This is a genomic window from Pontibacter ummariensis (assembly GCF_900188175.1).
Lineage (GTDB): Bacteria > Bacteroidota > Bacteroidia > Cytophagales > Hymenobacteraceae > Pontibacter > Pontibacter ummariensis.
In genome coordinates, this window is record NZ_FZOQ01000002.1 from 78,919 (window position 1) to 103,530 (window position 24,612).

Consider the following 24,612-nt stretch of genomic DNA (forward strand, 5'->3'; position numbering starts at 1 on the left):
GGAAAATGCGGCTAACTTAGGAGCAAAGCTGCATTTTTATTCTAACGTAAAAAAAATCAAAAGCGCACATTTTTTAACGGATGAACCTGATAGAAAATATACTCGAAGGGCTGCGGGCCATCCAGGGGAACCTGCTTCGCACGGTGTTAACAGGGCTGATCATCTCCATTGGCATCATGTCGTTGGTCGGCATACTGACAGCGGTGGACAGCATGAAGTACTCCTTAACGCAGACCTTTTCGAACCTGGGCGCGAACTCTTTCGACATTCGCCGCAAAGGCAATGATAACAGGGGCAGCCGTGGCGGAAGGGTTGAGAAGGTGTATCCGCAGATTGACTACCGGCAGGCAACGCAGTACAAGGAAAGGATGTCGGAAAAGGCCTTGGTAAGCCTCTCCGCCTATATCTCCGGGGCCACCGTGGTGAAAAGTGAGACGGAGAAGACAAACCCGAACATCAACATCGTGGCCGGGGATGCGAATTACCTGGCGAACAACAACCTGAACCTGGCAAAGGGGAGAGACTTCTCTAACTTTGAGCAGGAAATGGGGGTAAACGTAGCCATCATAGGCGACGAGCTGGCCACGAACCTCTTCAAGAACAGAGATCCGCTGGGGCAGTACATTACTTTTTTGGGGCGGCGCTTTAAAATCGTAGGGCAACTGGAAAAGGAAGGGAGCAGCATGGGGGGCAGTGGCGACCGCCGCATTATCATTCCGCTGGAGACAGGGCGCCAGATCCCGCAGACAAACAACGCTGTGTTAAACTACGACATCAAGACAGCTATCCCCCGGCCGGAAGAACTGAATTATGTGATGGGGGAGGCAACCGGTATCATGCGCAGTGTACGGCAGGACCCACTGGGGCAGGAAGCCTCTTTTGAGATAAGACGCAGCGATTCCATGGTCCAACGGCTGGATGAAATCTCCGGCTACCTCAAAGTGGGGGGCTTTGTGATCGGCTTTATCACCCTGCTGGGCGCCTCGGTAGGTTTGATGAACATCATGATGGTATCAGTTAACGAGCGAACACGTGAGATCGGGGTGCGGAAGGCCCTGGGAGCTACTTCCCATCAGATCCGGCAACAGTTCCTGATCGAAGCAGTGGTGATCTGCCTGTTAGGCGGCCTGGTCGGCATCATCCTGGGTATCCTGATGGGGAATGGCATCGCCTCCCTGATAGGAGAGGGTGGCTTTATAGTGCCCTGGCTGTGGGTGGTGGTGGGCCTGAGCATTTGCGTGCTGGTGGGCGTTGTGTCGGGTTACTACCCGGCTTTCAGGGCTTCCAAGCTAGACCCCATTGAATCCCTCCGGTACGAATAAGAAAACGAGCCGCAAGTAAAACAGAAAGCCCTCCGCTTTATCCGCGGAGGGCTTTCTGTTTATGTAAGGGCTGAATGTTTCCTTATTTCTTCTCTGCAGCAGCTTTTTCAGCTTCCCCTTTCTCCGTGGCATAAGCCTCGTTCAGGGCATTCACCACCGTTTCCGTGATATCACGGGAAGGGTCGCTGTAAAGGATGGCACTGTTGCCGCGCGAGTATGTCAGCACCATTTTGTAGCCTTTTTCCTCGCTCAGTTGCTTCAGGTACTCTTCTACGCGGTCGTAGATCTTCTTCATTTCCTCTGACTCCTCGCCAGCCAGCTCATTGCCCGCATTCTGGCTCAGGGCCTGCAGTTGCTGCTGCTTTTGGGCAAGGCGCTCCTCTGTCGCGGCCCGCTCAGACTGGCTCATGCTAGCGCCTGTCTGCTGATATTTTGCCACTTCTTTCTGGAAAGCTTCGGCTTTTGCACGAAGGTCCTGCTCTGATCTTGTTGCTTTTCCCTGCAGACGGTCACGAACATCTGTAAAGTATTCGTAATTAGCCAGAAGCGAATCAGAGTTTACATAAACAATCTCAGGAGCACCTAGCTCGCCGGCTGTTTCTGTACCAGTAACTACGGTGTCTGGTTTTGAGTTATTGCAGGCAGCCAAGAATGATGTAGCAACTGCTAACCCAAGTGTAATCTTTAAAGCTTTCACTATTTCTTTATTTTGTTTGGTTGGTAGATATCACCTTAAATATAGCACCTTAATTTGCCAATTACCTAATGCTTGAGCACTTCGTGGTAAGTTTCTTCGGCTTCCATGAGCCCGTTGGCATTGACATGCGTCAAGCGCACGTGTTTCGTCTCGTTCACCAGCACGGGGTCGTACTTGGCCGCCACCCGCACATAGTTTTCGGTCCAGCCTTCCATCACGCCGTCTTTCACGTCATCCTCAAAAAGCACGGTGAACTCGCGCCCTATGTTTTGCTCATAGAAATGACGCTTTTTCTTCTCAGATAAAATGCGGAGCATGTCTGCCCGGCGGTTACGGTCTTTGATGCTCACCTTGCCCGGCATCGTAGGGGCCAGCGTATTTTCCCGCTCCGAATAGGGGAAAACGTGGAGGTAGCTCACATCCAGTTCGTTCAGGAAGTTATACGTTTCCAGAAAGTCCTCTTCCGTCTCACCGGGGAAGCCTACAATTACATCCACACCAATGCAGCAATGGGGCATGAGGCTCTTTATCTTGTCCACGCGGTCAGCATAAAGTTCCCGCAGGTAGCGGCGACGCATCAGTTTAAGCAGCTTGTTGGAGCCAGACTGTAGGGGAACATGGAAGTGGGGCATAAAGCGGTTGCTCTGCGCTACAAACGCAATGATCTCGTCTTTCAGCAAGTTGGGCTCGATCGAAGAGATGCGGAAACGGTCGATGCCTTCCACCTGATCCAGGGCCTGTACCAATTCATAGAAAGACGTGACGCGCTGCCCGTCCTGTATCCCGAAGTCACCCGTGTTCACGCCTGTGAGCACAATCTCTTTTACGCCGGAGGCAGCAATTTCTCCGGCAGCCCGGACCACGTTTTCAACCGTATCAGAACGGCTGTTGCCCCGGGCCAGGGGAATTGTACAGAAGGTACAGGAGTAATCGCAGCCGTCCTGCACTTTCAGGAACGTGCGGGTACGGTCACCAAAAGAGTAGGAGTTATGGAAGGTATTGGCTTCTTCAATAGGGCTGGCATATACCTGCGCCTTGTCTTTTTTCTCGAAGGTTTCCAGTATATCCACTAACTGAAACTTCTCCGCGGCCCCCAGCACTGCGTCTACGCCTGGTATTTCGGAAATTTCCTTTGGCTTTAACTGGGCATAGCACCCAACAATCGTGACGAAGGCATTGGGAGAATGCTTCAGTGCTTCCTTCACGATCTTACGGCACTTCTTGTCAGCATTATCCGTCACCGAACAGGTATTGATCACGTAAATGTCCGGGGTATCTGTAAACTCCACTTTCTCAAACCCGCGCTCCTGGAAAATACGCCCAATGGTGCTGGTTTCTGAGTAGTTCAGCTTACATCCTAAGGTATAAAAAGCTACTTTTTTCATAATCAGACTGCAAAGATACGAAAACAAATTTTGAATGGGAGCATGAGGGCTTTACGTTTAAAAATTTAACTATCAGCGGGTTCTATCGCTACACGGATTGATGAAGTGCCCTTTCCTAACCCAATCGTATTGAAGCAGATGGAAAGCTCCACAGCTTATTTCTGCACAAAATCCTCGAACGAGTATTGCATGTAGGCTTTCCCAATCTCTACCTGCTCGTCTGTCACACCAGGGGCTCTTGTGATCGGCTTCTGGGCGACATTGTCGTAAGTCAAAACACCGGCTGGACTTACAAAACCAAAGCCATCGTTAAAAACATAGAACGCAAAAGGATAAGGCGTTGCAGCAAGCAGGTCACGGCTCCATTTAAAGTCATCGTGTGGCAAGTTCAGTTGTGCCAGCAGGGTGGCTGCAATGTCCGTTTGTGCCCCAACGGTGTTTACCTGCCTGCCTTTCCCTGTCAGAGCGCCTCCTGATAAAATAAAGGGTATCCTGAATTTAGAGGGCACGTGATTCGCGTCATGGCCCGGCAGGGGGTGCCCGTGGTCTGCCGCGATCACCACCAAGGTATTGTCCCACCAGGCTTGCTTTTTCGCCGCTGCGATAAACCTGCCCAAAGCCCAATCGGTATAATACACGCTGTTCCGGAACTTGGCCTCCTCATCGGTGCCCGGGAATTTGGCCGGAATCGGGATCTCAAAGGGCTCATGGCTGCTGAGGGTATACACCGTCGTAAAAAACGGCTCTTGTTCCTGCTCTAGGTCTTGCAGCACCCGCTCGAACAGCACATGGTCGTGTGCGCCCCACTTCGAGTTATAGGTAGAAGGGTCAAAATCATATTTGTCTATCAGCCGCTCATAACCTCCGCTGCGCAGGTAGGATTTGATGTTGGCGAATTCCAGTTCGCCGCCATAATAATAGCCCGTACGGTAGCCCTGCTGCTCAAATACTTTGCTTAACTGCGGCAGTTTCTCTGTTTTGCGTGGCGTTTTAATGATGGAGGTGGTTGTTTGCACGGGATAACCGCTGAGTAAAGCCACCATCCCTTTCTCACTGCGATCTCCTCCCGAGTAAATATTGGTAAAAGAAACGCCTGCAGCGGCCAGGCTGTCCAGATTCGGGGTTACGCCCCGTTCTCCACCCAGGCTGCCCATGAACTTAGCCGTGTAGCTTTCGAGGATGATAAATAACACGTTCGGCTTGCCCTCCTGCACCAGGCGCACTGTTGAGTCAGACACAGCATCATAAAGTCCCTCCACGCGAGCCTGTGCTTCCTCGGCTGGCATATACTGGTAAGGGTTTTGGCTGGTCTTGTTATACTTCAGCAGGGCGTGCATCACATTCCAGGGCATGTTCAGGCCAGCATGATTGGCATAAGGCTTATCCGAAAAATACACCACACTCTGGTTTATCGGGATCTGCTGCCATCCGCCCCGCATGGGCAATACCAGCAAGGCCAGCATTGCCAAAATATAACTGCTAGCTACCCAGCGATTTGAATAAATATAAAAGAACTTCAGATCAAAGTATCGCTTGTAAAGCAGGATAAAACAAAGGCTGAGAACAAGTGTTAGAAAGCCCAGGAAAAAGACAGGTGCCGTAGCAGCAGAGGCCGCCATTTCGCCGGGGGTTTGGAGGTACTGCAGGGGAGTGGCATCGAGCCGGAAACCCCAGTGGGTATACAATTCCAGGTCTGCAGCGAGCAAAACCGTTAGTAGTACAAGCAGGAAGTATGTGTAGACACGTACGGCCCGGGCTACCTGGAGACGGGGCCATGCGGTAGCAAGCAGCACAAGAAAAAAGGGGATGGCGGACACATAAGCGGCAAAGGAGGAATCCAGGCGCAGGCCATACAGAAACGTATTGCCCACCTCCTCCAAACTAAGCTGCTCTGTCTGATCCAGGTGGTAGATTAAAAAAGCAGCCCTTGCTATAAAAAAGTAAAAGACCCAGAACAGAAAATAAAGGATCGGAAAGTACATGCGTTTTTTCACGGCGCAAATATAAAACAAAGCCAGGCCTTCCTTAACAAGAGCCTGACAAAGATAATTCCTGCGCCCAAAAAGGCACCTGTGCTCTAAAGGGGGGATATTTTTTAAAACAGGTTATGTTATGGCAAAACCCCTTTACCAGAGCAGGGTTTTACGGCGTATTCTACCCTTTTATTTATCATTACCCCTAAAATATCCCCCCTTTTTGCTTGCAGATTAGGTTTTATGCCTATATTTGGTTTATCAAGTTAACCCAAACCCACATTAAACTACATGGCAGTAATTCGTTTCAAAGCGCTGGAAATCGTTAGCCAGCGGAAACCAAGTGAAAAAGTATTCCCTTCCAGTAAGATTTCCGAGTATTTCGGAGAGAACGTGTTTAACATGGAGGCTATGCGCTCCTCTATCTCTTCTGACAGCTTTAAGCGCCTGCGTAAAGCCATTAACCAGGGAGATAAGGTAGACCGGGAACTTGCCGATGCAGTAGCAGCCGGTATGCGTTCCTGGGCTATGAGCAAAGGAGCAACACACTATACGCACTGGTTCCAGCCCCTGACAGGTGCCACTGCTGAAAAGCACGACTCTTTCTTTGACCTGACCGGCGACGGAGAAGCGATAGAAAACTTTAAAGGCAGTGCCCTCGTGCAGCAGGAGCCGGACGCCTCTTCGTTCCCGAACGGTGGTATTCGCAATACTTTCGAAGCCCGTGGTTATAGTGCCTGGGACCCCTCTTCGCCTGCTTTTATCATTGAAGGCACTAACTCCAAGACTCTTTGTATCCCCACCATATTTGTGGCCTATACCGGAGAAGCGCTGGACTATAAGACCCCGCTGTTAAAGTCACTGAAACTGTTAAACGACGCTGCGGTGCCCGTTTGCCAGTATTTTGACAAAGACGTAACCAAAGTAAGCACGACCCTGGGCATCGAGCAGGAGTACTTCCTGGTGGATAAGGCCCTTTACGAGGCGCGCCCGGACCTGGTGATGAGCGGCCGTACGGTGTTTGGCCATTCGCCTGCCAAAGGACAGCAGCTGGAAGACCACTACTTCGGTAGCATCCCTAGCCGCGTGCATGCCTACATGGTTGACTTTGAGCGTGCTGCCTTACGCTTGGGTATTCCGTTGAGAACCCGACACAATGAGGTGGCACCGAATCAGTTTGAGTGCGCGCCGACCTTTGAAGACGCTAACCTTGCAATAGACCACAACCAGCTGTTGATGGATGTGATGAGCAACGTAGCAGAACGCCATGGTTTTAAAGTATTGCTGCATGAAAAACCATTTGCCGGTGTAAACGGCAGCGGCAAGCACAACAACTGGGCCATGAGCACGAACACAGGCGTGAACCTGTTGGGCCCGGGCAAAAAGCCAAAAGAGAACCTGCAGTTCCTGACCTTCTTCATTAACACGATCACAGCGGTAAACAAGCACGCGGACCTGCTGCGCGCCAGTATTGCCTCTGCCAGCAACGATCACCGCCTGGGAGCCAATGAAGCACCTCCGGCCATTATGTCTGTGTTCATCGGACAGCAGCTAACGGCCGTGCTGGATGAGTTTGAGCGTACCTCGAAGGTGCCGATGGAGAAAGGGGACAACATGTACCTGAAACTGGGCATCGACAGAATACCAGAATTGCTACTGGACAACACCGACCGTAACAGAACCTCACCTTTCGCCTTTACAGGAAATAAGTTTGAGTTCCGTGCCGTAGGCTCTTCTGCTAATGCATCTGCCCCTATGACGGTGTTGAACACCATCGTGGCAGACCAACTCGTGCAGTTCCGCCAGACAGTAGACCAGTTGATCGAAGAGAGCGGCATGAAGAAAGAACATGCTATCCTGCAGGTACTGCGGGAGTATGTAGTAGAATCCAAGGCCGTTCGGTTCGAAGGAAATGGTTACTCGCAGGAGTGGGAAGAGGAAGCGGCTCAGCGCGGCTTGTCTAACATTAAGAACACCCCGCTTGCCCTGGACGTGTATGGCCGCGAAGAGGTGAAAGAACTTTTCACAAGATTAGGCATCTTCACGGAGGTGGAGCTGGAAGCGCGCCATGAGATCCTTTTGGAGGAGTACATCAAGAAAATCCAGATCGAGTCGCGTGTGATGGGTGACCTGGCGGTGAACCACGTAATTCCTACGGCGATCGCCTACCAGAACAAGCTGATTCAAAACATCCGAGGCCTGAAAGAGCTGGGATTGGAGGACGAGTACACAGAGAGCACGTTAGAGGCGATCAAGAAAATGTCGCGTCACATCACAACGATCCAGAAGAACGTAAATGAGATGATCGAGGCCCGCAAGGTTGCCAACAAGATAGAGGATGCGCGTGAGCGGGCAATCAGCTATAACGAGAAGGTGCTGAGCTACTTTGAGCCTATCCGCTACAGCGTAGACAAGCTGGAGCTGATGGTGGACGACGAGGATTGGCCACTGGTTAAGTACCGCGAACTGTTGTTCCGTCACTAAGCCCCTATAACTTGATTCATCAGCAAAGGCACCCTTCCGGGTGCCTTTGCTGATTTAAAACCAACAGTGCCTGCAGCAATAAGATAGGCGCTATTGGTTTCTTTGCTCTTGTCTTGGTTAAGCCTCTGCCTCCCGCTTGCGCAACTTAAACAGTAGTTCGCCGCTAAGCCTGGCCAGGAGCAAGGGTAGGAGCACCAGGGCGATGCCGACGGCAATAAACTTACGAAGGCCTAGTCGTAGGATGAGCTTACTCACAACAGAGTCCCGCAGTTCCTCTACAAGAAAGCTTCCCGCTTCCGTCATCGGCTTCCCTTTCAGTATCTCCTGCACTTCCTGCCAGTTCCCTTGCTCTACCTGCCGCTTCAGAAAACTGATAATGGAGTCTTTTGTAATGAAAATGGCTTTGCTTAGTTGCTCCTGCTTAAGCTTTGTCTTCAAAAGCAAGGGTTGTAACTTTTGGTATGCTTCCTGCTGTATGTTTGTGCTGCTGTTTTTCATGTGCTGTAAAGAGGGTTTTTCTTGGTTCTGCTAAAATAAACGCGTGCCTGCCCTACAGGTGTCAATTTTCAAAGGCAATGCAAAGTAAGCTGCTCCATTTTCAAGCGTCTGCTTTTAATAAGTGCAGGACTTGATAGCCTCTTGCCAAGCCTACTATCGGATAAAAAGCCATTTTTTACGTACTTTGCCTCTTGAACAAAGCAGGCCACAGTTTAGTTAAAGAAACGAGCTGACGGATCAATTATATATGAACAAGAACTATTGCCCGAGCCTTACAGCATATAAACGGAGAAAAACCCGTGTGGTAAACATTGGAGGTGTTCCGATGGGCGGTGACTACCCGATCCGGGTGCAGTCCATGACAACCGTTGACACCATGGATACCGAGGGGTCTGTGGAGCAGTGTATCCGTATGATCGAGGCGGGCTGTGAATACATCCGAATAACGGCACCTAGCATTAAGGAGGCCGAGAACCTGAAGCATATACGCGCAGAACTACACGAGCGCGGCTACCAGGTACCCCTCATCGCCGACATACACTTTACGCCCAATGCCGCAGAAGTGGCGGCCCGCCTGGTAGAGAAGGTACGCGTGAACCCGGGCAACTATGCTGATAAAAAAAAGTTTCAGGTAATTGCGTACGACGATGCTTCTTACCAGGCCGAGCTGGATCGTATACGGGAACGCTTTGTGCCCCTGGTGCGCATCTGCAAGGAGCATGGCACGGCCATGCGTATCGGCACAAACCATGGCTCTTTATCTGATCGTATTCTGAGTCGCTACGGCGATACGCCGCTGGGTATGGTGGAGAGTGCCCTGGAGTTTCTGCGAATCTGCGAGGATGAGGGATACTACGACATTGTGATCTCCATGAAGGCCTCTAACACGCAGGTAATGGTGCAGGCCTACCGCCTGCTCGTGCAAAAGCTAGAAGAGGAAGGATTACAGCCCTACCCGCTACACCTAGGCGTGACAGAAGCCGGGGAGGCCGAAGATGGTCGTATCAAGTCAGCTGTTGGTATCGGCACCTTGTTGGAGGATGGCCTGGGAGATACCGTGCGCGTGTCTCTCACGGAAGCGCCCGAGGCTGAGGCGCCCGTTGCCAAAGCCTTGATAGACCGTTATACCGACCGGGCAGAGAAGGCAACGCCCTTGAAGCCCATCTGCAAGGTACCCATCAACCCTTTCCAATACCACCGCCGCGAAACGCAGGAGGTGGAGAACCTGGGCGGGCAGAACCTTCCCCGTGTGGTAGCTGACCTGAGTCGCCTGGAAGACATAAAGTATGCGGACCTGAAAGCCATTGGACATTTGTATTCTATGCTGCTGGACAAGTTCAACATGAACGATCTGGGGGCAGACTACATCTACACAGGCGATACCCCGATCAGCTTCATGCTCCCGAACGGCCTGAAGGAGATTGTAAACTATGACGCCTGGCTCCTGGCACCGCAACGGGAAGACCGCCATCCTTTGCTAAGCGAGGCGCAGTACAAAGCCGCAACAGAACGCCACCCAAAGCTCAACTTTGTGTTGCTCACCCTCAATGACCTGAACGATGAACTGCTGGAGCGCCTGAAGCAGGATAAGACAGCCGTGCTCATTTTGCAAACGCAAAATGCCCACGCCATGCCTGAACTACGCAAATGTTTCTTCCGGTTGATGAACCAGGGTGTCGCGACCCCTTGTATCATAAAACGCGAATACGGAGAGCTAAGCCAGGATGAGACGCAGCTGTATGCCGCCACAGATGTAGGAGGGCTTCTGATCGATGGACTGGGAGATGGCGTGTTGTTAAGCACGGAGCTGCTGCCGGAGCAAGCCAGGCCGGAGCTGCTGCAGACGGTCGAAAGGCTGAATAACCTGAGCTTTGGCATACTGCAGGCAGCCCGTACGCGTATGAGCAAGACAGAGTATATCAGTTGCCCAAGCTGTGGCCGCACCCTGTTCGACTTACAGGAAACCACTGCCATGATTCGCAAGCGCACCGATCATTTAAAAGGGGTTAAGATCGGTATCATGGGCTGTATCGTGAACGGCCCAGGCGAGATGGCTGATGCGGATTATGGTTACGTAGGGGTAGGCAAAGATAAGATTGCGCTTTACCGCGGGCAAAACGTCATCAAGAAGTCTGTGCCTGCAGACCGGGCCGTAGACGAGCTGATAGAGCTGATACGGGAAGACAATAAGTGGATCGAGCCTGTGAGGTTGGAGGAGTAGCGCATTTCTCATACACAGCTAAATCTGGGCTTTGTTCACGCGCTTACCGGCAGGTAGGTACCCTGCAAAGGTAAAAGCCCCGTCAAACTATTTGAAGCAATTTAAATTATTTCTGCGCGGTGGTTGTTTTAATTACAAGTAGGGCAGAAGCTACTCATAGCCTTTTCCTGATCACTTTAACGGGTAAAAAATTTAGAAATACATGAAAGGATTGTTTGATTTCTCTGAGGTAGCTACCTACTTCTTCCGTAAAAAAGATCCGAACCGCAAGACTAACTTCAACTTGCGGACAATGCACACGATCAATAAGATTTCTATCCTGATGTTCCTGGCGGGTATTATTTACTTTGTCATCAAGCATTGGTAAGGATGAATATCGAGGAGTTCAGGGAGTACTGCCTGGCTAAACCAGCAACAACCGAGGAGCTTCCTTTTGATGACGATACCCTGGTGTTTAAGGTCTGCGGCAAAATGTTCGCTTTGTGTAGCCTCGCTGCCTATGCAAACGGGATAGCCTTAAAATGCGACCCCGACCAGGCGGTGTACCTTCGCGAGGCATACCCTCAGGTAAAGCCAGGCTATCACATGAACAAGAAGCATTGGAACACCGTGCTTCCGGAAGCGGGAGTACCGGAGAATTTACTCCGCCAATGGATAGAAGACTCCTATCAGCTAGTAGTTGCCAAGCTTCCGAAAGCACAGCAACGCGAGCTAAAAGTTACTTTATAAGACGTACAAGAGCCACTTAAGAAGTGGCTCTTTTGCTTTAGGTGCTTGCTCCAACCTAAACATTGTGCTATTTTATTTTACCCGCTTCTGTAAATATAATAGCCTCTCCAGGCAGCGGGTTTCCTAATTGCAATGCCTTTCCGTACAGGGCATTAGCTCCTCCGACAGATGCCCTGCCCTATAACATAGAACGTAGCAACCCTAGTTGTTTAAACTTTTGCAGCGCCTGATATTAAAAAATATGGGTGAAATCTTCTGATTTATGGATTTAATTAATTATTATTGAGTACTCACCTTAAAAACAAACTATGATTATCGAAAATGAAGTAGGTATTGCCTCATTTAGAAATGAATGGCAGAAAGCCAGTATTAGCATCGTCTACACGTATGGTTTCTTGAGCAACGGATACGAGAGTTTCTTTAAGAAACACGGCTTAACCACCCAACAGTACAATGCACTGCGTGTACTGCGGGATCAGTTTCCTAAGCCTGTGTCCACCTCTTTTTTAAGAGAGAAGATGCTGGATAAAATGTCGGATGCGTCCCGTTTAGTAAGCCGCCTGAGTGCGAAAGGGCTTGTGTCGGTTACCCAGAACCCGTCAGACAAACGCTTGGTTAACATCCTCATTACCGAGGAAGGGTCGCAGATCATCAGTAACATAGACCAGGACTTGCCGCATCTGGATGCCATGCTGCAAGGCCTTACGGAAAAAGAGGCACAAACCCTTGTGGAATTGCTTTACAAAGTAAGAGAGTCTATTAAAACGGTAGACGAGCGTATTGCCGCGAATGAGGAGGTAAGAGCCTAGGGAAAAACTTTACGCTAAGAAAACAGAAAGGGTGTTCAGAATAGCGGAAGCTTTCGAACACCCTTTCTGTTTTTAGATGTTTAGAGACCCTTTCCGTTTTGTATCAGGGTGGCCATAAAACACAAAGCCGCTTCATTTGGGGTGAGCGGCTCTGTGAAGTGTAGTTGGTAAATCGTGCTCTTTATACCACCACGTTTATAATTTTGTTAGGCACAATAATTATTTTCTTTGGTGCTTTCCCGTCAAAGAACTTGGTTACCTGTTCGTTGCTTAACACGGCCTTCTCAATTTCCTCACGCGGAGTATCCAGGGCAAAGCTGGTTTTGGTGCGTACCTTGCCATTTACAGAAACTGGGTACTCGAAGGTATTCTCTACCAGGTATTCCTCTTTCCATTCCGGGAAGGCAGCATAACTAATGCTCTCTTTGTGTCCCAGTTTCTCCCAGATCTCTTCTGCAATATGCGGGGCATAAGGCGCCAGGATAATGGTTAAGGGCTCCAGTACGGCCCGCTTGTTACTCTTTTGCTGTGTCAGTTCGTTCACGCAGATCATAAAGGTAGAAACAGAGGTATTGAACGAGAAACGCTCTACGTCTTCCTCCACTTTCTTGATCGTCTTGTGCAGCGTTTTCAGTTCTGCCGCAGTAGGGGCCTCATCTGATACGGCAAAGTTACCCTCGTTGTCATAAAAGAGCTTCCAGTACTTGCGCAGGAACTTGTTTACCCCGTCCATGCCGTTGGTATTCCAGGGCTTGAACTGCTCGAGTGGGCCCAGGAACATCTCGTACATGCGTAGTGTATCCGCCCCGTAGCGCTCCACAATGTCATCCGGGTTCACCACATTGTACTTCGACTTCGACATCTTCTCGATCTCCACGCCGCAGATGTACTTACCGTCCTCCAGGATGAATTCTGCGTTAGCGTTCTCTGGTCTCCACCTTTTAAAAGCCTCCAGGTCCAGCACGTCATTGTCCACGATGTTCACGTCCACGTGCAGGGGAGTGGCGTCATACTGGTCTTTCAAACCAAAGGAAACATAGGTATTGCTGTCCTTGATGCGGTACACGAAGTTAGAGCGGCCCTGGATCATGCCCTGGTTAATGAGCTTCTTGAAAGGCTCTGCTGCCACTACCAAATCCATGTCGTACAGGAACTTGTTCCAGAAGCGGGAGTACAACAAGTGGCCGGTTGCGTGCTCCGACCCGCCGATGTACAGGTCTACATTCTGCCAGTAAGCAATTACGTCTTTGTCAGCAAAGGCCTTGTCGTTCTGAGGGTCCATGTAGCGGTACCAGTACCAGCTCGAACCAGCCCAGCCCGGCATGGTGCTCAGTTCGTAGGAGTACTCGCCCTTATACTTCCATTCCTGGGCACGGCCAAGCGGCGGCTCACCTGTTTCTGTTGGCAGGTAGGCATCGATCTTTGGCAGCTCCAAAGGCAGGTCGCTCTCTTCCAGCAGGTGTGGGATTCCGTCTTTAAAGTACACAGGTACCGGCTCGCCCCAATAGCGCTGGCGACTGAACACGGCATCACGCATACGGTAATTGATCTTAGCTTTACCGATCCCGTTTTCTTCCAGGAACTTTACCAGTATAGGCAGTGCTTCCTGGTAGGTCAGGCCGTTTACCAACTCCGAGTTAATGTACCGCCCCTCTTTCGTCGGGTCAGCCTGCTTGTCCATGTCTTTCTGCGCATCGGAGATCGGTACGATCGGCAAGTCAAAGTGACGGGCAAAGTTCCAGTCGCGCTGGTCACCGGAAGGCACGGCCATGACAGCACCTGTACCATAACCAGCGAGCACGTAATCGGCAATGTAGATTGGTAACTTCTCGTTATTAAAAGGGTTGATGGCATACGAACCGGTAAAAGCACCTGATACGGTCTTCACATCGGCCATGCGCTCCCGCTCAGAGCGGTTCTTCGCGACCCGCGCATATTCTTCTACCGTGGCGCGCTGTTCATCTGTCGTGATTTGCTCCACCAGGTCGTGCTCGGGTGCCAGTACCAGGAAAGTAACACCGTAAACCGTATCCAGGCGAGTCGTAAACACCTTGATCCTCTCCTCTGTATTTTCAACTGCGAAGGACATCTCGGCCCCTATGGATTTCCCGATCCAGTTGCGTTGCATTTCTTTCACCGGCTCCGGCCAGTCTATGTCTTCCAAACCTTGCAGCAAGCGCTCCGCATAAGCCGTGATGCGCATCATCCACTGGCGCATGCGCTTCCGCTCCACCGGGTAGCCACCGCGCTCAGATACGCCGCCAACTACTTCGTCATTTGCCAGCACCGTGCCTAGGGCCGGGCACCAGTTTACCACGGCTTCGGCTAAATAGGTCAGCCTGTACTTGAGCAGCATTTCGGACTGTTCCTGCTCGTTCATTCCCTTCCACTCATCTGCGGTAAAGGCAGGAGTATCCTCATCGCAGGCAGCATTTACCCGGCTGTTGCCATGCTGTTCGAATTCTTTTACCAGGTTTTCGATCGGGGCTGCTTTGTCCTGGCTGTAGTCATAGTAGCTCTTAAACAGCTGCATAAAGATCCACTGCGTCCACTTATAGTAGCTCGGGTCGGAGGTGCGGATCTCGTGCTCCCAGTCATAGGAAAAACCGAGGTTCTTTAACTGCTCCACATAACGCTGTATGTTCTGCTCGGTGGTGATGGCCGGGTGCTGCCCGGTTTGGATAGCATATTGCTCGGCTGGCAGGCCAAAGGAGTCGAAGCCCATGGGGTGCAGCACGTTAAAGCCTTTCTGGCGCTTGTAGCGGCTCACAATGTCAGAGGCAATATAACCGAGCGGGTGCCCCACGTGCAGCCCCGCCCCGGAGGGGTAAGGGAACATGTCCATGGCATAGTACTTCGGTTTATCACTCGTGGCAGTGGCTTTGAAGGTATGATGCTCTTCCCAATAGCGCTGCCATTTTTTCTCAATCTGGTTGAAATTATACTCTGACATTGGTTGTATCTGTATTCGCTTATGCTTAGTTGAACTGCTAAGATAATTGTTTAATTGCTTATTTGTTGAATGGCTGTAGGGTTAAATGTTCAACAGCATGTTCTCCAGCAGTATATACAGTTCCCTTTTAACGCAACTAGCCCTGCAGCGCCTTTGCTATCTGTTCGACCATTTAAACGTTTAACAATTAAGCATACCTTTGCAAAAACCTGAAGAGATGACGAAAAAACACGATTTACTGGATATCATACATCTGATTTACGTGATGGACCCGATGTGCTCGTGGTGCTATGGCTTTGCCCCGGTTATAAAACAGCTGGTAGCGGAGCAGGAGGGTCAGATGCAGTTTAAACTGGTGATGGGAGGCCTGCGCCCCGGCACGGAAAGACCTCTGGAAGAACAGATGAAGGACAGCATAAAACACCACTGGCAGGACGTGGAGAAAATAACAGAGCAGCCGTTTGACTATACTTTTTTTGACCGGGGGGATTTTGTGTATGACACCGAGCCAGGTTGCCGGGCGGTTGTGACGATGCGCTATCTGAAACCGGAGCAGGAACTGGAAATGGCGGAGGCCGTGCAGAGCGCCTTCTATGCCCGCAACAACGATGTCACCAAGCCGGCAGTGCTGGCCAGCATTGCAAGGACCTTTGGCGTGGAAGAGGACACCTTCCTGGAGAAGTTCCACTCCCAGGAAATGCAGGAGAAAACGCAGCAGGACTTTACCATTGCCCGTCACCTACAGGCAACCGCTTTCCCGAGCCTCTACTTGTTAAATGGAACCAACATCCACCTGGTCAGCCGCGGCTACCGACCCTATGATGGCCTGAAAGCGCACCTGCAGCGGGTACTACAGCAGGTCGCTCCGGATCAAAACCCTCTGAAAGAGTAGGCAGGCACCCAAATGAAACCCGCTAGCGCAGTTGCTGGGCCAGCACTTGTTGCAAGGGATCACGGCCGCCCCAGGTGCCCTGGCTATTGAGGGGCTTAAAGCGGGCAAAGAGCTCTTCCTTGTACCAGTTCTCTGCCCGGGTGCGGCGCATTACTTCCTGGTGGTGTTCGTTTTGGTAAGCATAGGCTTTCATGGCGTCCTCCGTCTCCCACACGCTGAACGTAGCCTGCCGCACCAAAGGAAGCTCTCCCACGCCTATGGAGCACAGCAAGCCTTTTGCCTGCTCCAAGGAACGGCTGGTTTGGGGCACGAAACGCCAGAAGCTCGGCAATGCCCGCCAGTTGATGCTGGCCCGGGTTAACACGGCTACCGGTCCTGGCAAGTGTTTCTCTGCCAGGGCCGGGCTAAAGGGCTCCTTGCCGTCCCATTGCCCGTGGGATTGATAGGGGTGGAGTTTAACTGTCCATATCTCGTGCGTGTGCTGCCGGTACTCCTCCAGCAGGTCCCCGTGACGGAAGAAGTTGTCTGCCGCTTCTTCCGTTTCCCAGGTACACAAAAGACCATAGCGGCGGAAGTTGGGTTTTAGGCTAAAGCCTTTCCCATGTCCGCTACCCAGTAATTTAAAGAACTGCAGGCCGGGTAGCTGGCTTAGCTTAGGTACGGAGGTTCCCATCTGGGCTAAGCCCCAGCGTAAATGGCCGCTGCGAATGCCAAAGAGAGTGAAGGTGGTCAGGCGGGCTGTAAGGGGGCTGGCAGGAACTTGCAATGGGTTGTTCTTTATGTTTTATGCTGAGACAGGGGTTCTGTTAAGATACGCAACAAAGGCTTTTACATGCAAAACCACCTGCCAGGCGAAGTGTTTGGCAGGTGGTTTAAAATATCTTTAGGCAAAGGCCTACTTCAGGTTAATTTTCTGGTTATCGCCTGTTTTTGCGCTCTCGCCGGTTAACGTTGCCTTGGCCATGCCATACAACTGTATCATCGTACTGTTAGGGGCGTCCCAGTACTCCGCTTTCTCGACCTCTACCCGGATGAGCCCAATGTTAGGATCGTCTTTCCCTTGCGGGAACCAGGCCTTTTGAGTGGGCGACCATAATTCGTCGATCTTGGCTTTGTCTTTTGACAGATATGCCCTTCCGGAAATAGAAACATACACCTCGTCGCTAGGTTTGGCGTAGCTCAGGTTAACGTGGGAATCGTGCTGTATCTCGTGCGACTTGCCCGACTCATATCCCGTGAAGAACCAGATCTCCCCGTTGGGGTTTGTCTGCACGGCACGCATCGGGCGGCTGCGCATGCACCCGTCATCTTCGATGGTCGTCATCATGGCCACTTCTACATCCTTAATTATATCTACCAGTTTCTGGAGTTTCTCCGTTTTGTTTGGTTTGTTTTGCATAGTTTTATAGGTTGTGTTCCTTGTTTGATTACGGGGCACAAGCCATTTGGTTAGTGAGCTGCAGTAGCCCCACAAGTAGCGGAGAGGCAGGTTAAACCAGGAGGGCACACCAGCTGTTTATACTTTTTACCTTTTATACCCATCTTTTGAATTACCTGGCTCACATATATTTATCAGGAGACGACGAGCAACTGTTGTTGGGCAATTTCATGGCTGACGCTGTGAAAGGCAAGCAGCTGGCGCTATATGCGCCGGAGGTGGCTAAGGGCATTAGACTACACCGCCTCATCGACCATTATACCGATACACACCCTGTGGTAGCGGAAACGAAGGCAAGGCTGCGCCCCAAGTACCGTAAGTTCGCCCCGGTGGTATCAGACATGTACTTCGACCACTTTCTGGCTGCTAATTTTGAGGTTTACGCCAAGGTACCGCTAGCGGATTTTGCACAGGAGGTGTATCACCTGATACAGAAACACTACCACGTATTACCCGCGCGCTTACAGCACATGTTTCCCTACATGCGCGAACAGAACTGGCTGGCCTCCTATGCCAGGCTGGAAGGGGTGGAACAAGCGCTGATCGGGATGAGCCGCCGTGCAAAGTTCGAGTCAGGCATGGAAACAGCGGCGGCAGAACTGGCAGAGAATTATGCTTTCTACCAAGCAGACTTTCAGGCCTTTTTTCCTGAACTGATAACCTACGTGGAAGAAGCAAAGCTCTTGCTGTAAAAATAAAGCGGCTTCTAGGGGCTACACGCCCACAGAAGCCGCTTTGGGTTTGGCTTTAGCCTACGAACTTTCTGGCTACACAGCCACCGGAGCTTTTATGCCCGCATGAGGCGTATAGTTCTCCAGTGTAAAGTCTTCGAAAGTAAAACTGAAAATATCCTTCACTCCCGGGTTTAAGCGCATGGTGGGCAACGCGTGCGGTTCCCGTGTAAGCTGTAACTGGGCCTGCTCCAAATGGTTCAGGTAAAGGTGCGTATCACCGCCTGTCCAGATAAACTCTCCCGGTTCCAGCCCCGTTACCTGCGCCATCATCAGCACCAGCAGGGCATAAGAGGCGATGTTAAAAGGAACGCCCAGGAACACATCGGCAGAGCGCTGGTACAACTGGCAGGAGAGTTTCCCTTCCGCTACATAAAACTGATAAAAGGCATGGCAAGGTGGCAGCTTCATGTTTTCGATTTCGGCCACGTTCCAGGCGCTTACAATGATACGGCGCGAATCCGGGTTATTTTTCAGCTGATTCACCACCTGGCTGATCTGGTCAATGTGACGACCATCCGGGGTAGGCCAGTTGCGCCACTGCGAACCGTATACCGGACCAAGGTTCCCGTTCTCATCGGCCCACTCGTCCCAGATCGAGACCCCGTTTTCTTTCAGGTAAGCAATGTTCGTGTCTCCTTTCAGGAACCACAGCAGCTCGTGGATAATAGAGCGCAGATGCACTTTTTTCGTCGTCACGAGCGGGAAGCCCTCGGCCAGGTTAAAGCGCATCTGGTAGCCAAACACGCTTAAGGTGCCTGTACCGGTTCTGTCCTCCTTTTTCACCCCCTTATCGAGGATGTGCTGCATCAGGTCTAGGTACTGCTTCATTCGGGTCTTGTCAGTTTTGTGCGGTAGTCAAACGCTAAAGATAAAGATTATCTTTGAAAAGCAAGAAACCCCTGCGGTACGCCCTGCGCCTCTTTGACTTCATCCACTTGCAGGAGAAAGGAACGAGCTTGACAATCAGTCCCAAGCAAAAAGGTCTCCTGCTGTGACAGGAGACCTTTTTGAAAGTTGAGAAGACCTTAGCGTTGTGCTTTCTTCTCTTTGCTTTCTTTCGAAGCTTCGGCTTTGGGAGCTTCGCCCTTCTTAGCACAGCAGGCCATGCCGGAGCCAGCCATTTCTTTGTGGCAGTTCTCAGTGGCAGCCTTCTTTGCTTTCTTATTTTTGTTTTTATCGGTTTGCTCCGTTTGTTGCTTACCTTTTGCAGCAACAGGAGCAGGACTTGCTGAAGCGGCACTAACCAAGCCAGCCATAGCGAGTACTAGAGCGAATTTTTTCATGAGGTGAGGCGTTTGATATTTAGCTTGAACAATAAAACTTAAAAGCAGTTATTTCTATCGTGAAATAACAAATAGCGGGCCACTTGCCCAATGACCTTCATCACTTCCGAATAAATCTTTTGAGCTTTAAGAAATTAAGTCTTCTGGTACTGCTGCTCGTGGCACTGCTCTCGGCCCTGAGCATTTACTATGCCGCACGGCTGCGCTTCGACTATAACTTCGATAACTTTTTCCCGAAGGGCGATCCTGACCTGGCTTACTATTTCAGCTACCGGGATAAGTTCGGCAATGACAATGACTACCTCCTGATCGGGCTGGACAACAAGGGCGCGAGTATTTTTGAGCGGCAGTTCCTGATTAAAGTTGACAGCTTAAGCAACGTATTGCAAAGGCTGCCAAACATAGAAGCCGTGCTTTCGCCTACCACCGTGAAGAGCCCGGTAATAGAGAGTTTCGGCTATTTTGAGATCCCTTACCTGCACCCTCATGAGCCAGAACGCTATGAGTTGGATTCCGTTAACATCTACAGCTCTCAGGAACTGGTTGGAACGCTTTTTTCGGAAGATGCCACGGCTGTGTCTCTGTTTGTGCAGACAAAGGATGACCTGAGCAAGGAAGAGGCCGACAGCCTGATAGCAGCTGTTAATGGGGCTATAGAAGCCCTTGAGTTACCGGAGTACCACATAGCAGGCAAGGCACTGGCGCAGGCCGTTTTTATTGATAAGATGAAGGTAGAGCTGGCTATTTTTATGTCAGCTTCGATTCTGCTGGTCATCCTTTTCCTGTGGATTACCTTCCGCACAGTCTGGGGTGTGCTGGTCCCGCTGGTGGTGGTGCTCCTGTCGGTGCTGTGGGCCATGGGGGTGATGGGCCTTTTTAATACGCCCATTGATATCATGACGGTGTTATTGCCCACCATCCTGTTTGTGGTGGGCATGTCGGATGTGATTCACATTCTGGCGCGCTACATGACGGAGATCAGCCACGGACAGGAAAAACTGCCAGCCTTAAAAGTGACGGTACGCGAAGTGGGGATGGCTACCTTCCTGACCTCTTTGACCACAGCCATCGGTTTCCTGACCCTACTGACCACGGCCATTGTTCCCATACGTAACTTTGGCCTCTATACGGCCATAGCCATTGGGCTGGCCTATGTGCTCGCCTTTACGGTGCTTCCGTCCATCCTGCTGCTACTCCCCAAGCCGGACACCACCAGGGCCAGGCGCGCAGATGTCTCCTGGCCTTTACTGCTGCGGCAACTACTGTCTTTCGTCTGGAAGCACCCGAAGGGTATCCTGACAGCAAGCGCGTTCATCGTGCTGCTTAGCCTTGTCGGTATATGGCAGATAAAGGTGGACACAACCATGCTGGAAGACCTGGGCGATGAGGACCCTATTGTGCAGGACTTCCGGTACTTTGAGCAAAACTTCTCGGGTGTGCGCCCCTTTGAGCTGCACCTCTTAGCCGGGGAAGGACACACCCTGTACGACCAGGAAGTGCTGCAGGAAGTTGCGGAACTGGAGGCATACCTCTACAGCGAATACGGCCTGCACTTTATCTCATCTCCTGCCACCATTGTGAAGACTTTAAACAAAGCGCAGAACGGAGGAATGCAGGAGTACTACAGGATACCCGAGCGCAAGCAGGAGTTGCTAAAAGTTAAACAGCGCTTGCAGGCTTTCCGGAACCGGAGCGAACTCCGGGGCGTGGTTACACCGGATGCCCGGGAAGGCCGCCTGACAGGCAAGATGAAAGACATTGGCAGTGCCCAGGCCAGTGTCTTAAACGACTCTCTCCGCCACTTTATCAGCCAGAACATCAATCCGGCATACCTGAAAACGCGCCTGACGGGAAGTGCACTGCTGCTGGATAAAAACAACGAGTACGTAACCACTAACATGATGCAGGGCCTGTTGATCGCATTTGGGGTAATTGCCCTGATTGTCGGGCTTATTTTCAGGTCCCTCCGGATGGTGCTCATCTCCCTTATCCCGAACATCATTCCGCTGCTAATGATTGGTGGGCTGATGGGCTTTATGGGGGTAAACCTGACAGTATCCATCTCCATTATTTTCACTATTGCCTTTGGAATCGCTGTGGACGATACCATACATTTCCTGAGCAAGCTGAAGCTGGAGCTGGTGAAGGGGAAGTCATTGCCTCATGCCCTTAAGGGGACTTTCCTGTCTGCCGGAAAAGCCATTATCATCACGACTTGTATCCTGGTAGCGGGATTCCTGACACTGGTGCTCTCTACCTTTGATGCCACCTTCTACGTAGGCTTGTACGTGAGCCTGACCCTGCTCTTCGCGGTAGTGGCCGACCTGGTCCTGCTGCCGGTACTTATCCTGCTTTTTTATAAACCGAAGTAAAATTAATTAGGCCTATTTGGATAAGGTTGACCATATTTGTGGGTATTTGGGACATTAAGATCAGGAGAGATGATGAAAAGACTATTGGCCATGGCCATGCTTTGCCTGTGGATAGGAGGAGCGCAGGCCCAGAACGACAAGTTAGCCGAACTCATGAGCGAACGCGAGCAGCTCGTGCTGGAGTATCAGTTTTACAACCAGCAGAACAGTAATTTCTGGGGTAAAAAGTCGAAGAATGACCTGCTCAACATCATCGAAACCCTCAAGAAGATCATCAATACCGATTCGGAGTTGATCGGGGCCATCAAAGAAGCCAGTATCAAGAAGATCGCCCAAAGCACAGTCGAGAATCAGCGGGAAGGCAAAATTACAGTAGAGGACCAGCGCATCATCAATGCCCGGATTGCCGACCTGCAAAGCCAGATCAAGACGCTGCAGGTGGAGGTTAAGAAGCGGGAGCGAAGCATCAAGGACCTGGAGGCCCAGTTAGTGGCAGGAGAGGAGCTGCGCTATGGCAAAGACAAAGTGATCGCCATTCTGGCAGTGGCCGCCTTTGTGCTCTTGCTTTATGCCATCTTCCTGCAGGTACGGCTAAATAACAAAGCAACCCCTAAACCACGTAAGAAGAAAGTGCAGTAAGCTGTTTTTTGCCAGGTGATATCAGGTTGTAAATCACTGATTATTTGCAGTATAAGGAATCTAGCAGCAGTCATTATTGTTATATCCTGAATGCGAAAAGCAAGGATCTGGCATCTTTATTTTAAAGAAAAATCATAAAAGGCTGGAGCTATCAAACCCCAGCCTTTCTTTTTTTGACGTACATGAGCGAAATACTATATGAACTGAAGCAGGTAGAAGAACTGCTTAAAATTGAACAGGAAGAAGACCGGCAGCAATACAAAATCAAGAGCTTGAAAAGCACCATTGCCGAACGCAAGGAAATGGGCTTTTGCTGGTATCCTGTCACCATCACAAAAGAGGAACTGGGCTTTGGCAACAAGGTGGTGGTAGAACTGGAGCGGACGAAAGACCGAGACCAGCTGCACCTGTTCCAGGTTGGCAAAACGGCGGCACTCTTCAGCAATAATGGGGAGCGTCAGAGCCTGAATGGCGTGATCGTGGGCCTGAAGCGCAACAAAGTGCAGCTGGCTACAAACAAGGAGGACCTGCCGGACTGGATAGACGACGGGCGCCTGGGCATAGACCTCACTTTCGATGAAATGAGCTATCGCGAAATGGAGATAGCCATGAAAAAGGTAACCGAGGCCTATAAGTCGAGGTTGGCGGAATTGCGGGACATTATCCTGGGCGACATGAAGCCCCGCTTTACGGATGCCCAGCTGGAGGACATCCCCTCGCTGAACCCTTCTCAGAATGAGGCGGTGCGCAAAATTGTGCAGGCAAAGGATGTAGCGATCATACACGGCCCTCCGGGTACAGGTAAAACAACCACCCTGGTACAGGCGATCCTCAGGACACTGGAAACACAGCGGCGCCTTTTGGTAACAGCCCCGTCAAATACGGCAGTAGACCTGCTGACAGAGAAACTGGCAAATGTGGGGGTGAATGTTATTCGTATCGGGAATCCATCCCGCGTGTCGGATGTACTTTTGGAGCATACGCTGGATGCGCAGATCATGGAGCATCGCTCGTACAAGAACCTGAAAGACTACCGCAAAACAGCCGAGGAGTATAAGCGTCTGGCCTTTCAGTACAAGCGAAAGTTCGGGCCGGAAGAGCGGGCCCAACGGCAACTGTTTAAGGCAGAGAGCAAGCGCTTGCTCGACGAAGCGGACCGCATCGAGGAGTACATCACCGAGGACCTGCTGAACAATGTGCAGGTAATTACCTGTACCCTGGTGGGGGCCGCTAACAAAGCGATCCGCCATCTGGAGTACGACACGGCGTTTATCGACGAGGCTGCTCAGGCCCTGGAGCCTGCCTGCTGGATTCCGATTACCCGTGCCAAGCGTGTCGTTTTAGCGGGAGACCACTGCCAGTTGCCCCCGACCGTGAAGTCTTTCGAGGCGGAGAAAGGCGGCCTGAGCAGGACCTTGTTCGAAAAGTGCATTGAGCGACAGCCAGAGGTAGCGGTGATGCTGAAAACGCAGTACCGTATGCACCACGAGATCATGGAGTTCTCGAACCAGCAGTTTTACAAGGGCGAGCTGCATGCGCATGAAAGCGTGCACAGCAGCGACCTGTACAGCTATAAGGACATTTTTGCCCCCGGCCTGGCTGTAGAGTTTGTGGATACGGCAGGATGTGGCTATAACGAGGTAGAAACCCCCGAGAGCCAAAGCTCCGCGAACCCGGACGAGGCAAACCTGCTGCTCAACCACCTGACGCAGCTGCTGAAGGACTATAGCCACGAAGAGGAGGGAACAGAGCCGTTGCGGATTGGTGTGATTGCGCCCTACCGGGCGCAGATCAATTACCTGCAGGATCGCGTTGAGCACCTGCCCTTGTTGCACGAGCTAAAGCAGAAGCGCCATTTGTCGGTGGGTACCGTAGACAGCTTTCAGGGGCAGGAGCGGGACATTATCTACATCAGCATGACCCGTAGCAACGAAAGTGGTGAGATTGGCTTTTTGGCTGACATACGCCGTATGAACGTGGCAATGACGCGGGCAAAGAAAAAGCTGGTGATTGTGGGGGATAGCGCCACCTTAAGTCAAAACCCATTCTATGCTGCTTTTCTTACGTACGTAGAAAGTATAGGTGCTTACCGCAGTGCCTGGGAGCTGACCGAATGCATGCCCTAGCTTGAGAGAATTGGCCTGGTAGAATCAGTAAGGAGGGAACTTCGTCCTGCTTCGGTT

General features: G+C 51.2%; 20 protein-coding genes. 11 read left to right on the top strand and 9 right to left on the bottom strand.

Features of this window, described 5'->3' with window-relative positions; translation table 11 throughout:
• The first annotated feature begins 80 nt into the window (after nucleotides 1-80).
• Nucleotides 81-1,322, top strand: a complete 1,242-nt coding sequence (locus CHB92_RS02355) for an ABC transporter permease (RefSeq protein ID WP_089317569.1) — start codon at nucleotides 81-83, stop codon at nucleotides 1,320-1,322.
• 82 nt (nucleotides 1,323-1,404) lie between these two features.
• Here the strand turns inward: CHB92_RS02355 and CHB92_RS02360 are convergent, their stop codons facing one another.
• From CHB92_RS02360 to CHB92_RS02370, 3 genes are all read right to left on the bottom strand, one after another.
• On the bottom strand, nucleotides 1,405-2,019 hold the full coding sequence (locus CHB92_RS02360; protein ID WP_245842251.1) for an OmpH family outer membrane protein: 615 nt from the start codon (nucleotides 2,017-2,019) through the stop codon (nucleotides 1,405-1,407).
• Between the two features lie 65 nt (nucleotides 2,020-2,084).
• On the bottom strand, nucleotides 2,085-3,404 hold the full coding sequence (gene mtaB, locus CHB92_RS02365) for a tRNA (N(6)-L-threonylcarbamoyladenosine(37)-C(2))-methylthiotransferase MtaB (protein ID WP_089317570.1): 1,320 nt from the start codon (nucleotides 3,402-3,404) through the stop codon (nucleotides 2,085-2,087).
• Between the two features lie 155 nt (nucleotides 3,405-3,559).
• Entirely contained in the window at nucleotides 3,560-5,386 is a 1,827-nt protein-coding gene (locus CHB92_RS02370) for an LTA synthase family protein (RefSeq protein WP_089317571.1), read from the bottom strand.
• A gap of 282 nt (nucleotides 5,387-5,668) precedes the next feature.
• Here CHB92_RS02370 and CHB92_RS02375 point away from each other — a divergent pair, with 282 nt between their 5' ends.
• Nucleotides 5,669-7,861, top strand: a complete 2,193-nt coding sequence (locus CHB92_RS02375; protein ID WP_089317572.1) for a glutamine synthetase III family protein — start codon at nucleotides 5,669-5,671, stop codon at nucleotides 7,859-7,861.
• Nucleotides 7,862-7,978: 117 nt separating this feature from the next.
• Here the strand turns inward: CHB92_RS02375 and CHB92_RS02380 are convergent, their stop codons facing one another.
• The gene (locus tag CHB92_RS02380; RefSeq protein WP_089317573.1) at nucleotides 7,979-8,359 is read right to left on the bottom strand and encodes a hypothetical protein; all 381 of its coding nucleotides are present in this window, start codon (nucleotides 8,357-8,359) and stop codon (nucleotides 7,979-7,981) included.
• A 247-nt stretch (nucleotides 8,360-8,606) separates the two neighbouring features.
• Here CHB92_RS02380 and ispG point away from each other — a divergent pair, with 247 nt between their 5' ends.
• The 4 genes from ispG (at nucleotide 8,607) to CHB92_RS02395 (ending at nucleotide 12,118) form a co-directional block, all read left to right on the top strand.
• Nucleotides 8,607-10,580 carry a (E)-4-hydroxy-3-methylbut-2-enyl-diphosphate synthase gene (gene ispG, locus CHB92_RS02385; RefSeq protein WP_089317574.1) on the top strand — a complete coding sequence of 658 codons (1,974 nt, stop codon included), beginning with the start codon at nucleotides 8,607-8,609 and terminating at the stop codon, nucleotides 10,578-10,580.
• Nucleotides 10,581-10,782: 202 nt separating this feature from the next.
• The gene (locus tag CHB92_RS25710; RefSeq protein ID WP_179222940.1) at nucleotides 10,783-10,947 is read left to right on the top strand and encodes a DUF6728 family protein; all 165 of its coding nucleotides are present in this window, start codon (nucleotides 10,783-10,785) and stop codon (nucleotides 10,945-10,947) included.
• 2 nt (nucleotides 10,948-10,949) lie between these two features.
• On the top strand, nucleotides 10,950-11,309 hold the full coding sequence (locus CHB92_RS02390) for an MmcQ/YjbR family DNA-binding protein (protein ID WP_089317575.1): 360 nt from the start codon (nucleotides 10,950-10,952) through the stop codon (nucleotides 11,307-11,309).
• Nucleotides 11,310-11,617: 308 nt separating this feature from the next.
• Nucleotides 11,618-12,118 carry a MarR family winged helix-turn-helix transcriptional regulator gene (locus CHB92_RS02395; protein WP_089317576.1) on the top strand — a complete coding sequence of 167 codons (501 nt, stop codon included), beginning with the start codon at nucleotides 11,618-11,620 and terminating at the stop codon, nucleotides 12,116-12,118.
• Nucleotides 12,119-12,299: 181 nt separating this feature from the next.
• On the opposite strand, the gene leuS is transcribed toward CHB92_RS02395, so the two are convergent.
• Nucleotides 12,300-15,071 (bottom strand): leucine--tRNA ligase, encoded by a 2,772-nt coding sequence (leuS, locus tag CHB92_RS02400; protein ID WP_089317577.1) that lies wholly within the window; start codon nucleotides 15,069-15,071, stop codon nucleotides 12,300-12,302.
• 217 nt (nucleotides 15,072-15,288) lie between these two features.
• Here leuS and CHB92_RS02405 point away from each other — a divergent pair, with 217 nt between their 5' ends.
• Nucleotides 15,289-15,963, top strand: coding sequence for a DsbA family protein (locus CHB92_RS02405; RefSeq protein WP_089317578.1), 675 nt, complete (start codon nucleotides 15,289-15,291; stop codon nucleotides 15,961-15,963).
• A gap of 22 nt (nucleotides 15,964-15,985) precedes the next feature.
• Here the strand turns inward: CHB92_RS02405 and CHB92_RS02410 are convergent, their stop codons facing one another.
• Both CHB92_RS02410 and CHB92_RS02415 read right to left on the bottom strand, forming a co-directional pair.
• On the bottom strand, nucleotides 15,986-16,729 hold the full coding sequence (locus CHB92_RS02410) for a DUF3291 domain-containing protein (protein ID WP_089317579.1): 744 nt from the start codon (nucleotides 16,727-16,729) through the stop codon (nucleotides 15,986-15,988).
• 129 nt (nucleotides 16,730-16,858) lie between these two features.
• Nucleotides 16,859-17,362, bottom strand: coding sequence for a pyridoxamine 5'-phosphate oxidase family protein (locus CHB92_RS02415; RefSeq protein WP_089317580.1), 504 nt, complete (start codon nucleotides 17,360-17,362; stop codon nucleotides 16,859-16,861).
• A 146-nt stretch (nucleotides 17,363-17,508) separates the two neighbouring features.
• Here CHB92_RS02415 and CHB92_RS02420 point away from each other — a divergent pair, with 146 nt between their 5' ends.
• Nucleotides 17,509-18,093 carry an acyl carrier protein phosphodiesterase gene (locus CHB92_RS02420; protein WP_089317581.1) on the top strand — a complete coding sequence of 195 codons (585 nt, stop codon included), beginning with the start codon at nucleotides 17,509-17,511 and terminating at the stop codon, nucleotides 18,091-18,093.
• Nucleotides 18,094-18,168: 75 nt separating this feature from the next.
• Here the strand turns inward: CHB92_RS02420 and CHB92_RS02425 are convergent, their stop codons facing one another.
• Together CHB92_RS02425 and CHB92_RS02430 are read right to left on the bottom strand one after the other, a co-directional pair.
• Nucleotides 18,169-18,963, bottom strand: coding sequence for a thymidylate synthase (locus CHB92_RS02425; protein WP_089317582.1), 795 nt, complete (start codon nucleotides 18,961-18,963; stop codon nucleotides 18,169-18,171).
• A 197-nt stretch (nucleotides 18,964-19,160) separates the two neighbouring features.
• Nucleotides 19,161-19,418, bottom strand: a complete 258-nt coding sequence (locus CHB92_RS02430) for a hypothetical protein (protein ID WP_089317583.1) — start codon at nucleotides 19,416-19,418, stop codon at nucleotides 19,161-19,163.
• A gap of 119 nt (nucleotides 19,419-19,537) precedes the next feature.
• Here CHB92_RS02430 and CHB92_RS02435 point away from each other — a divergent pair, with 119 nt between their 5' ends.
• The 3 genes from CHB92_RS02435 (at nucleotide 19,538) to CHB92_RS02445 (ending at nucleotide 24,555) form a co-directional block, all read left to right on the top strand.
• Complete coding sequence (locus tag CHB92_RS02435; protein WP_089317584.1) at nucleotides 19,538-21,790, top strand: efflux RND transporter permease subunit; 2,253 nt, start codon at nucleotides 19,538-19,540, stop codon at nucleotides 21,788-21,790.
• Nucleotides 21,791-21,859: 69 nt separating this feature from the next.
• Nucleotides 21,860-22,429, top strand: coding sequence for a hypothetical protein (locus CHB92_RS02440; protein ID WP_089317585.1), 570 nt, complete (start codon nucleotides 21,860-21,862; stop codon nucleotides 22,427-22,429).
• 182 nt (nucleotides 22,430-22,611) lie between these two features.
• Nucleotides 22,612-24,555: an AAA domain-containing protein gene (locus tag CHB92_RS02445; protein WP_089317586.1), complete on the top strand. Its 1,944-nt coding sequence runs from the start codon at nucleotides 22,612-22,614 to the stop codon at nucleotides 24,553-24,555.
• Nucleotides 24,556-24,612: the final 57 nt, after the last annotated feature.

Bases quoted from the DNA above. Each gene is read 5' to 3' on its own strand.
- CHB92_RS02430 (WP_089317583.1), bottom strand. From the start codon at position 19,418: ATGAAAAAATTCGCTCTAGTACTCGCTATGGCTGGCTTGGTTAGTGCC.
- CHB92_RS02395 (WP_089317576.1), top strand. From the start codon at position 11,618: ATGATTATCGAAAATGAAGTAGGTATTGCCTCATTTAGAAATGAATGG.
- ispG (WP_089317574.1), top strand. From the start codon at position 8,607: ATGAACAAGAACTATTGCCCGAGCCTTACAGCATATAAACGGAGAAAA.
- leuS (WP_089317577.1), bottom strand. From the start codon at position 15,071: ATGTCAGAGTATAATTTCAACCAGATTGAGAAAAAATGGCAGCGCTAT.
- CHB92_RS02375 (WP_089317572.1), top strand. From the start codon at position 5,669: ATGGCAGTAATTCGTTTCAAAGCGCTGGAAATCGTTAGCCAGCGGAAA.
- CHB92_RS02355 (WP_089317569.1), top strand. From the start codon at position 81: ATGAACCTGATAGAAAATATACTCGAAGGGCTGCGGGCCATCCAGGGG.
- CHB92_RS02415 (WP_089317580.1), bottom strand. From the start codon at position 17,362: ATGCAAAACAAACCAAACAAAACGGAGAAACTCCAGAAACTGGTAGAT.
- CHB92_RS02380 (WP_089317573.1), bottom strand. From the start codon at position 8,359: ATGAAAAACAGCAGCACAAACATACAGCAGGAAGCATACCAAAAGTTA.
- mtaB (WP_089317570.1), bottom strand. From the start codon at position 3,404: ATGAAAAAAGTAGCTTTTTATACCTTAGGATGTAAGCTGAACTACTCA.
- CHB92_RS02440 (WP_089317585.1), top strand. From the start codon at position 21,860: ATGATGAAAAGACTATTGGCCATGGCCATGCTTTGCCTGTGGATAGGA.
- CHB92_RS02425 (WP_089317582.1), bottom strand. From the start codon at position 18,963: ATGAAGCAGTACCTAGACCTGATGCAGCACATCCTCGATAAGGGGGTG.
- CHB92_RS02390 (WP_089317575.1), top strand. From the start codon at position 10,950: ATGAATATCGAGGAGTTCAGGGAGTACTGCCTGGCTAAACCAGCAACA.
- CHB92_RS02405 (WP_089317578.1), top strand. From the start codon at position 15,289: ATGACGAAAAAACACGATTTACTGGATATCATACATCTGATTTACGTG.
- CHB92_RS02370 (WP_089317571.1), bottom strand. From the start codon at position 5,386: ATGTACTTTCCGATCCTTTATTTTCTGTTCTGGGTCTTTTACTTTTTT.
- CHB92_RS02445 (WP_089317586.1), top strand. From the start codon at position 22,612: ATGAGCGAAATACTATATGAACTGAAGCAGGTAGAAGAACTGCTTAAA.
- CHB92_RS25710 (WP_179222940.1), top strand. From the start codon at position 10,783: ATGAAAGGATTGTTTGATTTCTCTGAGGTAGCTACCTACTTCTTCCGT.